The 14,406-nt window shown below is 37.1% G+C and carries 13 protein-coding genes and 1 riboswitch; all 13 genes read right to left on the bottom strand.

All coding sequences use genetic code 11. The features are described from left to right. Nucleotides 1–42 precede the first annotated feature (42 nt). The 13 genes from mgtE to AC1FXP_RS09605 all read right to left on the bottom strand — a co-directional run bounded on the left by mgtE (nucleotide 43) and on the right by AC1FXP_RS09605 (nucleotide 14,320). Nucleotides 43–1,404, bottom strand: a complete 1,362-nt coding sequence (gene mgtE / locus AC1FXP_RS09665; protein WP_480060737.1) for a magnesium transporter — start codon at nucleotides 1,402–1,404, stop codon at nucleotides 43–45. Nucleotides 1,405–1,894: 490 nt separating this feature from the next. Next, nucleotides 1,895–2,049: riboswitch (M-box (ykoK) riboswitch) on the bottom strand. Between the two features lie 79 nt (nucleotides 2,050–2,128). Then, nucleotides 2,129–2,521: a response regulator transcription factor gene (locus tag AC1FXP_RS09660; RefSeq protein ID WP_480060735.1), complete on the bottom strand. Its 393-nt coding sequence runs from the start codon at nucleotides 2,519–2,521 to the stop codon at nucleotides 2,129–2,131. A gap of 235 nt (nucleotides 2,522–2,756) precedes the next feature. Then, complete coding sequence (phoU, locus tag AC1FXP_RS09655; protein ID WP_480060733.1) at nucleotides 2,757–3,410, bottom strand: phosphate signaling complex protein PhoU; 654 nt, start codon at nucleotides 3,408–3,410, stop codon at nucleotides 2,757–2,759. Nucleotides 3,411–3,421: 11 nt separating this feature from the next. Beyond that, entirely contained in the window at nucleotides 3,422–4,249 is an 828-nt protein-coding gene (pstB, locus tag AC1FXP_RS09650) for a phosphate ABC transporter ATP-binding protein PstB (RefSeq protein ID WP_480060984.1), read from the bottom strand. Nucleotides 4,250–4,269: 20 nt separating this feature from the next. Further along, the gene (pstA, locus tag AC1FXP_RS09645; protein WP_480060731.1) at nucleotides 4,270–5,154 is read right to left on the bottom strand and encodes a phosphate ABC transporter permease PstA; all 885 of its coding nucleotides are present in this window, start codon (nucleotides 5,152–5,154) and stop codon (nucleotides 4,270–4,272) included. A 2-nt stretch (nucleotides 5,155–5,156) separates the two neighbouring features. Continuing rightward, nucleotides 5,157–6,113, bottom strand: a complete 957-nt coding sequence (gene pstC / locus AC1FXP_RS09640; RefSeq protein WP_480060982.1) for a phosphate ABC transporter permease subunit PstC — start codon at nucleotides 6,111–6,113, stop codon at nucleotides 5,157–5,159. Nucleotides 6,114–6,204: 91 nt separating this feature from the next. Next, entirely contained in the window at nucleotides 6,205–7,209 is a 1,005-nt protein-coding gene (locus AC1FXP_RS09635) for a PstS family phosphate ABC transporter substrate-binding protein (RefSeq protein ID WP_480060729.1), read from the bottom strand. A gap of 582 nt (nucleotides 7,210–7,791) precedes the next feature. Then, nucleotides 7,792–8,961 carry a GNAT family N-acetyltransferase gene (locus AC1FXP_RS09630; RefSeq protein WP_480060727.1) on the bottom strand — a complete coding sequence of 390 codons (1,170 nt, stop codon included), beginning with the start codon at nucleotides 8,959–8,961 and terminating at the stop codon, nucleotides 7,792–7,794. Nucleotides 8,962–9,107: 146 nt separating this feature from the next. Then, the gene (locus tag AC1FXP_RS09625; RefSeq protein WP_480060725.1) at nucleotides 9,108–9,524 is read right to left on the bottom strand and encodes a universal stress protein; all 417 of its coding nucleotides are present in this window, start codon (nucleotides 9,522–9,524) and stop codon (nucleotides 9,108–9,110) included. Nucleotides 9,525–9,656: 132 nt separating this feature from the next. Continuing rightward, on the bottom strand, nucleotides 9,657–11,117 hold the full coding sequence (locus AC1FXP_RS09620) for a SulP family inorganic anion transporter (RefSeq protein ID WP_480060723.1): 1,461 nt from the start codon (nucleotides 11,115–11,117) through the stop codon (nucleotides 9,657–9,659). A 307-nt stretch (nucleotides 11,118–11,424) separates the two neighbouring features. Beyond that, nucleotides 11,425–11,709: a hypothetical protein gene (locus AC1FXP_RS09615; RefSeq protein ID WP_480060721.1), complete on the bottom strand. Its 285-nt coding sequence runs from the start codon at nucleotides 11,707–11,709 to the stop codon at nucleotides 11,425–11,427. 134 nt (nucleotides 11,710–11,843) lie between these two features. Further along, on the bottom strand, nucleotides 11,844–13,946 hold the full coding sequence (locus AC1FXP_RS09610; RefSeq protein WP_480060719.1) for a heavy metal translocating P-type ATPase: 2,103 nt from the start codon (nucleotides 13,944–13,946) through the stop codon (nucleotides 11,844–11,846). Continuing rightward, on the bottom strand, nucleotides 13,943–14,320 hold the full coding sequence (locus AC1FXP_RS09605; RefSeq protein ID WP_480060717.1) for an ArsR/SmtB family transcription factor: 378 nt from the start codon (nucleotides 14,318–14,320) through the stop codon (nucleotides 13,943–13,945). The genes AC1FXP_RS09610 and AC1FXP_RS09605 overlap by 4 nt, the downstream gene beginning before the upstream one ends. Nucleotides 14,321–14,406: the final 86 nt, after the last annotated feature.

The following is a 14,406-nucleotide window of genomic DNA, read 5'->3' as shown; positions in this document are numbered from 1 at the left end:
AAAACACCCATCCAGGGTGTTTTTTTCGGTTCATTATTCTTTTTACAAGAAATCAAGTAGTGCTGTAGCAATAGAGAAATAAATTAATAAACCAAGAATATCGTTAACTGTTGTAATAAAAGGACCTGATGCTATAGCTGGGTCTAGCTTTAATTTATTAATGACAAGTGGAACCGTAGCACCAATCACAGTTGCAATACTTAATGTACAGAAGATAGAAAAACCAACGATTAATGCTAAAATCCAGTGACCGTGAATAAGTGTGACAGTGATCCCTAAAACAACCATACAAATTAGACCAAGCATTACCCCTGTTCCAAACTCACGTCTTACCATCTTTCCAATACTGCCTTTTTTAATTGTGCCTAGCGCAAGACCTCGTACTGCAACAGCTAGTGACTGAGTTCCAGTGTTCCCAGCAGAGTCCATAATTAGCGGAATAAAGGCTGCTAGTAAAACAATAGCTTCTAACGTTTCTTCAAATTGTCCAATCACTTCAGCAGTAATCAGTCCAAAGAACATTAACATGACAATCCATGGCGAACGTTTTTTAGCAGCTGTAAAAGCACTAACATTGACGTCTGTTGCCCCTTTGGCTGCTGAAATTTCTCCTAAGTCCTCTGTTGCTTCTTCTTCGAGAATATCGATCACGTCATCAAACGTTACAATCCCAATTAAATGATTTTGCTTCGAAACAACTGGTGCTGCTAAGAAGTCGTATTTCTTGATAAGCTTTGCGACATCTTCTTGGTCCATATCATCTTGTACAGCTACGACTCGAGTGCTCATAATATTTTCAATCACTTCATCTGCAGGAGCCGTAATGAGATCTCTTAACGAAATAACACCTACTAATTTCTCTAATTGATCAACAACATATAAGTAATAAATCGTCTCAGCATCCGGTGCATCATTACGTAATTTCTCGATTACATTTGAAGCAAGATCGCTTGATGAAATGCTGACAAATTCCTTTGTCATAATTGCCCCAGCCGTTTCCGGTGCATACGACATTAACTCTTTTACTTCTTTTGCTTCAGCTTTGTTCATTTTCATCAAGATATCTTCTGCTTTTTCACCTGTCATTTCAGCTAAAAAGTCCGCTACATCATCTGCAAACATATTGTTAAACATCTCAGAAGAATATGCCTCATCTAGCTCTAGGTAGGTGCGCTTTTGATCTTCTACTTCTAACCCCTCAAAAATATGAGAAAAATCTTCTGGAGATAAATAGTCATACACTCGTTTACGAGTTTCTTCCTCTAATTTCACAAAGATATCGACTTGATCAGTAGGGTGTAGTTCTAAAAAGGTGTCACGAAATTGCTCACAATCTTCAGCTTGCAATGTATCTAAAATTACCTTTTCGTATTCTTCACGATTTTGTTCATCTAATCTAACCATTGTAACTCCTCCTTATGCCATGAATCCCATACACCCTTTTCCATGTGAAGGGAATGGACTTCCATTACGCTAATTGTTTTTCTGTTTTGGTAACATATACATCTTGTTTTAGTTGAATTACTCTCCTCATCCATTCCACATCACCTCCAAATCAAAACATAATAAAAACACCATCACAAACGGAAGGGTGCATTAGTCATAAATTGAGCGTTATTCATCTCACTCCTAAGCCCTGCTTGCTGTGACATGAATGGATGTCACATCCTTATAACAATCATATAATTGACAAGATTCAGGTTCAGGACTACTATCCAATTCATATTACCCCCAGACTAGAGCCATTTATTTCAATCTTTGCCTCGCTTTGAGATGTCTTATAACAACAAAAAGATACCTTCAACCGAATGAAGGTGTCTTTGACATGACAAAATAAGGCAGTACCATAGGATAACAAACTGCATTATCACGATGACACAGCAAAAAAGCCTTTTAGCTTCCTCCATTCGTAGAGCTTAGCACTGTGCGACATAGGAAAATTCCAACTACATTATATGTGAATGGTTTCTGTTGACCCATTGGCGTCTTTGGACATTTTTGGGCAGCTGCGTATCTCCAGCACAGGAGCCTCACCTAACGAGGTAATTAATTTACATTGATGACTTTACAGCAAGATTTTATATGTATCAACTATATTTACTAACTTTTATTTCATAGTGCAATAGCATTACTTACAGACTACTACATATTGCTTGGTTAATAAATGATCAACTTTAGTAACCAACTCCTTAATCGAGAATGGTTTTATTATGTATTCAACTTGAGTTCCGTGACAACACCCTTCTTCTAACTTTGGATTTGTCGTAGCAAATAAGATAGGAGCTGTAACTCCTTTATTTTTCAACTGATCGCACAATTTTAACCCGTCTATATCATGAAGATCGACGTTAATTATAATTAGGTCGAATGAATAGAGTTCCGCATGTAAAAACTGGTCCCCGCTCTCAAAAAGAGAAACTTCTTTTCCTCTTGATTCTAAATTATACTGGATTAATAATGCATGAGACGGTTCATCTTCCACTAGCGCAATCTTTGGCGCGGATTCCAATATAGAATTCAAAAAACATCCTCTCCCTATTAAAGATCCTTCCTTCTTTGTTATCGAAATATGAATCCTATTTACAAAATATTTACACTTCTATCATAGTTATTTTACGTAGATTAATCAATTGTTTCAACTGTACTTTTTATTTTAAAATGGCACACGGTAAACAAAAAGATAATAGGAAAAAACCAACGACAAAAATCGCTGGTTTATGATTATAAATTTATTATTTTCACCCTTTGTTAAGAGATTAATTTAAGTCAAAATGCTTTCCGTTTACTTCATAAACGACCCACTCAGCAAGATTCGTCGCATAATCAGCAATTCGTTCAATATAGCGACCAATAAAAGCCAATTGAGTAATTTGATCAATTTCTATATTGTCTTCATTTAATTTAAAGAGCTCTCTAATTAGTTCTCCATATAACGAATCAACCTTATCATCCATCGCAGCGATTTTTTGGGCGAGCAATAAATCCGTCTCTCTATATGATTGTAACGATTTATGAATCATTTCTTGAGCGATTGTAAACATAGCTACAATCTTTACTTGATAAGGCAGGAGACTATCTCTTTTCATCCGTTTTGATTGTTTTGCGATATCAACTACTAAATCTGCTACCCGTTCTAAATCACTCGATATTTTTAATGCGACAATTAATTTACGTAAATCTGTTGCAACAGGCTGCTGCCTAGATATTAACCTTGTCACTTGATCATGCATGCCAACCTCTAACTGATTGATAAGGTAATCATCTTGAATAATTCGTTCCATATGTCCTATCTCTGAAGAGGCAAATGCTTGAATCATTTGATCAATTACACCTTCAACCCGCGTTCCCATTTCTAGGAGATGGTCTTTGACTAAATCAAGTTGTGAATGGAAACTTTCGCGAATAGCCATGGTTCACCTTCTTATCCGAATCTTCCTGTTATATAGTCCTCTGTACGCTTATCTGATGGATTTGAAAAAATCAGATCGGTTTGATCGTATTCAACGACTTCTCCATTTAAGAAGAATGCCGTTTTATCAGAAATACGAGCAGCTTGCTGCATGTTGTGTGTAACAATAATAATCGAATATTGTTTTTTCAATTCTTGTATTAATTCTTCTACTTTCAGAGTCGATTTAGGATCAAGAGCAGATGTCGGTTCATCCATTAAAATCACATCTGGTTCGATTGCCAAACAACGAGCAATACAAAGTCGCTGTTGTTGCCCTCCAGATAGACCATATGCATTCTCATGAAGTCTCTCTTTTACTTCATCCCAAATGGCAGCACCGCGAAGGCTTTTTTCCACGATCTGATCCAAAATCTTTTTGTTTTTAATTCCATGAATCCTAGGTCCATATGCAACATTATCATAAATGGACTTAGGGAATGGATTGGGCTTTTGAAATACCATTCCGACACGGGTACGTAAATCTTCTACATGATAGGATTTATCGAGAATACTTTTCCCACGGTACGAGATTCCTCCTGAAATGCGTACGGATGGAACTAATTGAACCATGCGATTTAATGTTTTAATATAGGTTGATTTTCCACACCCTGAAGGACCAATAATAGCTGTAACTTCTTTTTCATATATAGCTAGATTAATATTTTTTAACGCATGATCCTTCCCATACCAAAGGTTTAAATCTTTCGTTTCATAAACAACCTTTTTATCTGGCACTGGATTTTCTACTGAACCACCATTTGGTTTATATTCTACATTCACTTTCTGTGACAAAGCCATCATTTTTACCCCCTAAAAAATTAATACCTTTGTTGAAATTTATTTCGAATCACAATGGCAATTGAGTTTAATAAGAATAGAACAACGAGCAAGACAACAATAGTCGCAGCAGCCAAATTCGCATACTCTGCTACAAGTGATGAGTCAAGCGTCCAATAATAAATTTGCATTGGTAATACCGTAAACCGATCCATTATTCCACCAGGGAAGGGAATCAATAAAGCCGGAATTCCAATCACAACGAGTGGAGCTGTCTCACCAATTGCTCGGGATAATGACAGGATTGCCCCTGTTAAGATCCCAGGCAATGCTGCAGGCAAAATAATGTTTTTGATTGTTTGCCATTTTGTTGCTCCCATTCCAAATGAAGCTTCACTTAAGTGAGCTGGTACCGCACGAATAGCTTCTTGACTTGCAACAACAACAATTGGTAATACCAATAATGACATCGTCAAACCACCAGCTAAAATAACATTTCCAAAGTCCATTGCACGTACAAAAATTGTTAATCCTAAAATACCGAACACAATTGACGGTACCCCTGCTAGATTCGAGATATTTGTTTGAATAATAGAGTGGATCCGTCCTTTTTTTGCATAACATTCTAAATAGATTGCTGTTCCAACACCTACAAACATCGTAACAGGTGCAACGACGAGCATGAGCCAGAGCGTACCAAGGATAGCTCCCATAATTCCTGCTCTGTCAGCATTTGTTGAGAGTCTACCTGTTAGAAAATCTAAGTTAATCCAACCCATTCCGTCTGAAGCAACTCTGAAAATCAATACAGCTAGGACGACAAGACCAAATAATGTTGATAAAAGAAACACTGTTTTAGCAAATGTATTTAATAATAAACGTGAGTTCATTCTTTTTTGAACGAGCGCTGTGTCAACATATTTCATAATTAATATTCCTCCCTAAACTTACGAGAAATATATCTTGCTAGTAAGTTCATCATGAATGTAAATACAAATAACGTCGCGGCCACAGCGTATAAACTGTAATATATAGTAGATCCAGCAGGAGCATCCCCACTAGAAACCTCAACAATATATGCTGTCATCGTCTGCATAGATTGAGTAATGTCGAAAGTAAAGTTTTTGGAGCTTCCACTTGCAATTGTGACAATCATCGTTTCACCTATAGCACGTGAAATTCCAAGAACGAATGAAGCGATAATTCCAGACATTGCAGCAGGCATAATGACTTTTCGAGTCACTTCTAACTTCGTTGATCCAAGAGCTAAGGCTCCTTCTCTCATCGAATTAGGAACAGAACTCATAGCATCTTCAGATAATGATGCGACCATTGGAATAATCATAATTCCCATTACAATTCCTGGACTTAGTATATTAGTTGCTTGGAGTCCTGGAATGAACTCTCGCAGTATCGGTGTTACAAATGTAAAAGCGAAGAATCCATACACAATCGTTGGGATCCCAGCTAAAATTTCAAGCATTGGTTTTAATGCTCTTCTTACTTTATCAGATGCATATTCACTTAAATAAATCGCGGTCATAAGACCAATCGGAACCGCTACAAACATAGCAATAACTGAAGAAATAATCGTACCAGTTAATAAAGGCAAAACACCAAACTCTGGATTTTGACTAAGTGGTCTTAAAACTGTTCCTGTGAAAAAGTCAACGAAAGGAACTCTACTAAAAAATTCTATTGTTTCACTTAACAATGTAAAAATGATTCCAACTGTTGTTAAAACAGAGATAGTTGCAATTACAAGAAGTACTTTCGGCATAACCTTTTCTAACACATTGGTGATGCTTCTCTTGCTCTTCTTTTCCTCAATCATCTCTCTAACATTAACAGCGTTCCCCTTTTTTAAAGCGCTGTTTGCTTCCATCATCTGCACCCCTTTTAGCCCATATGACTCAGTTAAATAAAGGAGAAGATGAGAACAACGAAATGCCCTCATCCTCCCAATCTTACAAAAATTACTTTAGTCCTTTTAAAACTTCAACGTACGCCTGAACTTCCTCTTCTGGTAATGGAGCAAAGCCCGTTTGACCAGCAAATTCATTCACATTATTAGCTACAAATAGTGCAAAATCTAAAACTTGTGGGTTTGCTTCCGCATTATCGACATTCAAGTAAGTGAACACTGGACGTGTAAATGGTGCATATTCAGCATCTTCGCCAATTGTTTCAAGAGTTGGTTCTACAGGACCATCTCCGAAATCAACGTTTACAGCTTGTAATTTGTCTTGATTATTCACGTAATAACCAAAACCAAAGAATGCAATTCCATTTACATCTTCTGAAACAAGGTTAACGAGTGTAGAGTATTCTTGTTGTAAGTTAACTCTGTCTACTAAATCTTCTTTTTCAAGAATAGCTTCATAGAAGAACTCATACGTTCCGTGATTTTCATTTGGTCCCATTGCATGAATTTCTTCATCAGGGAACTCCGGACGAATATCAGACCATTTTTTCACCCCACCATCATGATGGAAAATAGAGATTAGTTCTTCTTTCGTTAAATCTGTTGCCCAATCGTTTTCCTTGTTAATAACGAATGTTAAGCCATCTAAAGCCACTTTCATTTCCATTACTTCAAAACCAGCAGCTTCTGCTTCCGCTGCCTCTTCATCTTTAATTTGACGTGATGCGTTATTAAAATCTGTTCCGTTTTCTACTAAGAATCGGCCAAACCCAGCACTTGTCCCAGCACGACTTACTTCAACAGAGACATTTTCTTGCTCTGTATACATATATTCTTCAGCAACTACTGACATTAGAGGGTATACTGTACCTGAACCATCCACTACCACACTGCCCTCTAATTCTGCTGCAGCTTCTTCTGCTGTGTCACTTCCTTCTGTTTGCTCAGATGCAGTTTGTTCGTTTGCCTCTGTTGTTGTCTCCTCATTCCCGCTACCACAAGCAGCAGCCACAACCATTAGTGCTACCATTACTACAAACAATAAAAGCTTCTTCACTTCATTGTCCTCCCTTTTTCTATCTGCATTGGATTTCGTGAGGAACCAACTCCCTCTCACAATTGCTAGTATAGTAGAGGAATGTTAAGCCGGTATGGTCATAATGTAAAGGTTTTGTAAAAGAGCCATTACCAAAAGGCGGTTTCCCTTTTGGTAATGGCTCTTTGCGCTGTGCGGAGCCGCCGTTATGTTTTAAGCCTTTTAAGCGATTTTTTTAAAAGGCGCACGGCGCGTGGAGCCAGCGCAGCATGTTCGCTCTCTTTCATATTTCAAAGAATCAGTCCCCTTTTGGGTAATGGCTCTTTGTCGCACTCTTTTTTTAAAATGAGGTTATTCCTTATTGAGTTTTTTTGCAACATTCTCTTTATAAAGAAAAAGACTTGAGGGATGACAGCTTCCTCAAGTCTTCATAAACAAACAACTTTTTTCATACACGAATTATTACTTCGAGTAATTCATGTGCTTAATCACACTTTTAAAACACATCAAATTCATTCCTTGTAACAATTTATGCTCATAAACTACCTTTTCAAATACACCAAATCTATCATCCATTAATTTTATGCATCTAACCTCTTCCCATTAAAAGAAATCATAGAAGAATGGCTTGGTTCTTGGAATCATATTTTCAAATTCACGAATTGATTCCACATCCCCAGTTAGCTGTCCAATTTCCATTAATTCAACAGGCCTTTTGTAACCAAAAAGAATGGTTGATAGTGCATTAATTGATAAGTGGATGATACGAGCTTGCCTCTCCTTATTTCCAATTGTGTCAAGAGTTGTAACAGACCCACCTTTTAATAGAAATGTTTGGTTATTCCACGGTGCATAGTCGTCTTTGACTTGTAAGACCACGTCTCTTTGTATACTATTCCAGGTAAACGTTGACTGCTTCAAAAACGCTTCAACATCAACAAGACGCGCCATAAAATAAGGTGTAATTTCCATCTTTACTCGCGGCTCTTGTAACGAAAACAAAAGAGGTTCTCTATCATCTACAATCATTTCAAGATCCTCAATCATGGAATCATGCTGACAAATATAATTCCAAAGACCTCTTCTTGCTTGTGAGTCCAAAGCAACAAACTCTTCAACTTTCATTTTCTTCTCTTTTACCGTATAAATCATATAACCTTTAGCTTCATTATTTTTATCAAAAAACATAGATACATGATTGCCTTTAAGTATTTTTTCCCACCAGTCTTCTCGACGAACTAACATCCCAGCAAACCCTTTTGCATATTGTTCGTAAACGATATTCAAATTCGATGTTGGCATTGTATTCGAAAAACGTTTTATTGCCCCTTGTGTTTCTCCCTGAAATTTCAAGTCTGACTTTTTCATTGAAACCGTTAACTTGTTAGCAAACAACTCCCACCCATACTCACGGTAGAAAGGCACTGAAAAAGGATATAGCATCGAAACTAGATACCCCTCTGCTTTCATCTTCTCTAAAATATGAGTGAGCATTCCTTTTACTAAGCCTTTTCTTCTATACTCAGGGTAAGTTGCAACACCGGCAATTCCACCCATAGTTATCTTTTTTTCACCTATAAAAACTTCAAAAGGAAGAAAATGCAATTTAGCAATCAACTTCTCATCTTCGACGACTCCAATAACTTGATGATGTTTTTTCATTTGTTCAATTCGTTCATTCACTTCATCTTTCGGGACATTATATTGAAAGGCATATTCTGATAATCGAACTGCTTCAAAATACTTATCTTCTTTAATAGTTACGATATCCAAACTTATCGCTCCTTGCGAGTCATTTTTTTATGATATTTAAAATTATAATTGCCACCTCCCAGATATTCTCCTTTTTTTAGTGATTACCTTCTAAGAACAAAAAAGATCCATTCTAAGAAAACTTAGTAATGAATCTTGAATATGATTTATTTTACAATTAAAACAGGTAGTTGCACTCGCTTTGCAATTTTATGACTAACACTGCCTAAAACCATTGTTTGTAGCTTATTCAATCCACGCGAACCAACCACTACACAGTCATATTCCCCTTTATTAGCAAAATTAACAACAGTAGGACCTGGTTCACCTTGAACGATATGTACGTTATATTCAACACCTTCTTTTTTCAGAAGATCTACAATTGGAGTTAGCTTTTCTTTCCGTTTTCTCTCGATTTCAAACTTACTATTATTCGTTAGTACATCTGCTTTTGAAGTAGAACCATCGACAGCATATACGACATCCACTTTCCCATTATTGAGTTTAGCTAGACCCGCCGCTTTTTCAGCTGCACGAAGCGAATGTTCAGACCCATCTGATGCTAGTAAAATACTTTTAAACATTTCATTGCCCTCCTCTGCCAATACGTTCCTTATTTCTTTTATCGTAATCAAATTTATGAAAGATGTAAATATAATTCTTGGATTCTACTTATCTAAAAAAAAACAAAGACAGAGGCTCTCACCTCTGTCTTATTAGTGTCCTGATGCTTTAGATAAACCACCTATTTTATCTTTTAATTTTTCACTTTCTGCATTTAACCCTACATATTCAACCTTAATGCCATTTTGTTCAAACTTACCTTCAATCTTATCAAGAGCACCAATGGCTGAGTCATCCCATAAATGAGCATTGGTTAAATCAATCTCAACTGCTTTCACATCTTGTTTATAATCAAACTTATTAACAAAGTCTGTTACAGAAGCAAAGAAGATTTGACCGTGAATTTTATAAACTTGTTTATTTAAGTGGTTCAAATAGCTTTTCTCTACATGAACTTTTGAGATCTTTGCTGCAAAGAAGATCGCACTTAAAAGAACACCAGCAAATACACCATATGCTAAGTTATGTGAAATGACAACTGTAGCTACAGTCACAACCATAACAACGGCATCAGTTCGAGGAAGTTTGTTAATGTTGCGAACAGAACTCCAATCAAAAGTACTGAACGCTACCATAAACATAACCCCAACTAATGCAGCCATCGGAATTTGAACGACTAGTCCTCCAAGAACAAGGATTAAGAACATTAAGAACACACCTGCAACTAAAGCAGAAAGGCGTCCTCGTCCTCCAGACTTCACATTAATAACCGACTGTCCAATCATTGCACAACCAGCCATTCCTCCAAAGAAACCAGAAACAATATTGGCAATTCCTTGTCCACGGCTTTCCTTATTTTTATCACTCTCAGTATCTGTCATATCATCAACGATATTCGCTGTTAAAAGTGACTCAAGGAGACCAACAATGGCAAGTGCAAGAGAATATGGTAAAATAATCATTAACGTTTCTAAGTTAAATGGGATTTGCGGAATTAAAAACATTGGTAAAGCTTGAGATAATGCACCCATGTCACCAACCGTACGAATATCAATTCCCATAAAAATAACGAGTGCTGTAATCATAACAATGGCCACTAAAGCTGATGGAACAGCCTTTGTAATACGAGGCAAACCATAAATGATAAACAATGTTGCAGCAACTAATGCATACATCACCCAAGTTGCGTCAACAAATTGCTCAAGCTGAGCCATAAAAATGAGAATGGCTAATGCATTAACAAATCCAACCATAACCGAGCGAGGAACAAACTTCATAATTCTAGCAAGCTTAAATACCCCAAATAAGATCTGGAGAATACCTGTTAGAATCGTTGCTGCTAATAAATACTGAAGACCATATTCAGCAACAAGTGTTACCATTAGTAACGCCATCGCACCTGTTGCAGCAGAAATCATCCCTGGACGTCCACCAACAAAAGCAATTACAACAGCAATACAAAATGAAGCGTAAAGCCCAACCATTGGGTCAACACCGGCAATAATTGAAAAGGCAATCGCTTCTGGAATGAGTGCAAGTGCAACGACTAATCCGGCCAATACGTCGCCTCTTACATTCCCAAACCATTCTTGTTTAATAGATTGAATGTTCAATCTAACACCTCTTTCCTATTAAGTTTTTTTAGTTCGACTTTTGACTCTCACAAAAGTCGGGGTCCGTTGTTAACAAACGTATCTTACCACCATCCCACAAAATTTAAAACTCCTATGTAAGCGTTAATCACAACTTATTTACTCAACCAATCTTAGCTTTTCTCTATCATTCTCCAATTCCAATAAAAATGTCATAAAATCGCCCATACTAAATATTGCATAACACATAATCAAATAAATGTTTCGACATTTACATAGTTTCCTATGCAAAAAAAGAAATACCTCAATTGGGTATCTCTATAAAAAGTTAATATGTTTTCTCCATTACATACTTAATAAAACAATCTCTATGAACTTCCTTATCAATAATTTTTCGAACATAATACGGATCGTTTAATAAACCGTTTTCCTTATCTGAGTCAATCCAATCTTTCACTTTTGGATTTTCTATTAATTTTCTAAACCAATCTTCCTTTTCTAACTCTTCCCATAATTGCTCAATATTTGGTTTTCTTTTTCTTAAGAACGCTTTTTGTATTAATTGAATAAACAAACCACCCATGAATAAGCATAATAATATTAAAACTAGCATTTGTATCTCCTCATGTATAAATTACATACTCAATTCAAATTTATTTTACTATTAAAATGAGTAAATTGGTCGAAGAACATAGAAAAAAAAACATACCAACTAAAGGATAGATTGGTATGTTTTCCATTCAAAAACTATAACTTTTTATTTTTTAACAATCTCAGCCCATTTAACGTTACAAGCAGCGTCGCACCCATATCAGCAATAATCGCAATCCAAAGCGTAAGCCATCCAGGGATAACAAGTAGTAACGCTACTAGCTTTAATACAAGGGAAATCGTAATATTTTGCTTAATAATTGTTCGCGCTTTACGGCTTAATTGGATCGTAAAAGGAAGCTTAGATAAGTCGTCTTTCATAAATACAATATCAGCTGTTTCTAACGCCACATCAGATCCAGCTCCACCCATTGCCATCCCGACATTAGCTGTGGCTAATGCAGCAGCATCATTAACGCCATCTCCAACCATCGCAACGTGATTTCCTTTTTCACGTATAGATTCGACATACGACACCTTTTCATTTGGCAGCAAATTTGCTTTTACATTTGTCATTCCTACTTGATGCGCAATCGTATGAGCAGATTTTTCATGGTCTCCCGTTAGCAAAATCGTTTCTCGAACACCCAAATTATGAAGAGATTGGATCAAATCCTTGCTTTCCATACGTAGAGAATCTGCCAGAGCGAGCAAGCCTAGTACCCGATCCGTTGTCGCAAGAAGAACGACCGTTTTAGCTTCATCCTTAAATTGGCGAATCTTTTCTAGTTCTTGGTATGTTATATTGGTCATCTGTTTGATAAACGAATCACTGCCTACGTAATATGTTACCCCTTCAATTTTCCCCACAATTCCTTTACCTGTTTCTGATTGAAAATCTGTTACATTCACAAAATCTTGACCAATCTTACTTTCTGCATGTTTCACAACCGCCATAGCAAGTGGATGTTTTGAATTTTGCTCTAGTGATGCCACTATTTTTAAGAATTTGTATTCATTTTCATTTTTTGAGACCCAAATGTCTGTTACTTCTGGCTTTCCTTTTGTTAACGTCCCTGTCTTATCAAATGCTATCGCTTCTATTCGTCCTGCTTCTTCTAGATGAATTCCACCTTTGATGAGCACTCCATTACGAGCTGCAGTCCCAAGAGCTGTAACAATTGAAACAGGTGTCGAAATGACTAAGGCGCAGGGGCAACCAACAACCAAGACAGCAAGACCTTGATAGACCCAGCTGCTCCACTCCCCACCAAAAGCAAGTGGTGGAATGATCGCAACAAGAATGGCAATCAAAATAATGATCGGTGTGTACACTTTTGCAAAGCGATCAATAAAAGCTTCTGCTGATGCTCGCTTCGCCTGTGCTTCCTCAACCAATTTCAACATCTTTGAAAGAATTGAGTCTTCATTACGCTTTGTAATTTCTACTTCTAATTGACCTTCTTCATTTATAGTTCCAGCAAAAACGGTATCCCCTAGTTGTTTTTCAGCAGGAATCGATTCTCCTGTAATCGCAGCTTGGTTAATCGTCGAGGCTCCATTGATCACTTTGCCATCTACAGTTACTTTTTCTCCTGGCCGAATCATAACAACTTCTCCGACAGCTAGCTCTTTTACATCAACATCGATCCAAGATCCCTCTCGCCAAACTCTAGCTGTTTTTGGAGTGTTTTCAAAAAGTGAACGAATAGACATACGTGCTCGGTCCATTGAGTATGTTTCAAGCATCTGGCTTATAGCAAAGAGGAAGACAACGGTAGCCCCTTCACCCCATTCACCAATAATAGCTGCTCCGATAACGGCAATCGTCATTAGCGTTTTCATGTCAAACCGTGCATGACAAAGATTTTTCAATCCTTGTAAGAAAAGACGATAGCCCCCTATTGCCATTGATGATGCATAAAAGAAAATGGCAAGTAACCCTTCCCCATACAACCCTTGAATAATAAATCCACTAAGTAAAAGGAGCCCAGAGATAATGGTTTTCCAAGTAGCTGGTGATCTCCACTTAGAGCTACGTTCGATTTGCTCATTCTCTTGAAATAGTTTTAGATTTTCAAAGGCTCCTTCTTTTTCTACAGCCTTTTTCGTTACATTTCCAACTACCGTAATCGTTGATGCTTGGAAGTTCACTTCAGCCTTCGTGACTCCAGGTATTTTTTTTACGTTCTGCTCAAACTGAGCAGCACAGCTAGCTCAGGAAAATCCTTGTACTTGGTACTTCGCTTCCTTACTCATCGGCCTACCTCCTCATTTAGATGAGCAATCGCCGTCATTAATAACGTTCTAATATGTTCATCATCAAGAGAATAGAAAACGAGTTTCCCTCGTTTTTCACTTTTTGCAATGCGGAGGTTCTTTAGGTGTCTGAGATGATGAGATGCCGTTGCATTTGTTGTACCGATAATCGAAGCAACGTCACAGACACAAAGTTCCCTTTCTTGACAAAGTGCATACGCTATTTTGACCCGTGTTTCATCGGCAAGGACTTTAAACATATCGGCAAGGACGTCAAAACGTTGATTCGCTAACTGATCTTTTACCTCTCCTACTACTTTTTCATCGTAGGAAAACACTTCACACATATCGTTTTGTTGCTTCTGCTCACTCATCTTCATCAACTCCACTTCATTCAAACATTCATTTGATTATTAGTATATTTAAAATTTGAATAAAAGTGCAAGAAAAAAAGCGAGTT

The sequence above is a fragment of the Halalkalibacter sp. HAAS-P013 genome (assembly GCF_056619925.1).
The sequence above is the reverse complement of the archived record's forward strand: the minus strand, read 5'-3'. Positions and strand labels throughout refer to the sequence as shown.

Bases quoted from the DNA above. Each gene is read 5' to 3' on its own strand.
- mgtE (WP_480060737.1), bottom strand. From the start codon at position 1,404: ATGGTTAGATTAGATGAACAAAATCGTGAAGAATACGAAAAGGTAATT.
- phoU (WP_480060733.1), bottom strand. From the start codon at position 3,410: ATGGCTATTCGCGAAAGTTTCCATTCACAACTTGATTTAGTCAAAGAC.
- pstB (WP_480060984.1), bottom strand. From the start codon at position 4,249: ATGGCTTTGTCACAGAAAGTGAATGTAGAATATAAACCAAATGGTGGT.
- pstA (WP_480060731.1), bottom strand. From the start codon at position 5,154: ATGAAATATGTTGACACAGCGCTCGTTCAAAAAAGAATGAACTCACGT.
- pstC (WP_480060982.1), bottom strand. From the start codon at position 6,113: ATGGAAGCAAACAGCGCTTTAAAAAAGGGGAACGCTGTTAATGTTAGA.
- AC1FXP_RS09625 (WP_480060725.1), bottom strand. From the start codon at position 9,524: ATGTTTAAAAGTATTTTACTAGCATCAGATGGGTCTGAACATTCGCTT.
- AC1FXP_RS09615 (WP_480060721.1), bottom strand. From the start codon at position 11,709: ATGCTAGTTTTAATATTATTATGCTTATTCATGGGTGGTTTGTTTATT.
- AC1FXP_RS09605 (WP_480060717.1), bottom strand. From the start codon at position 14,320: ATGAGTGAGCAGAAGCAACAAAACGATATGTGTGAAGTGTTTTCCTAC.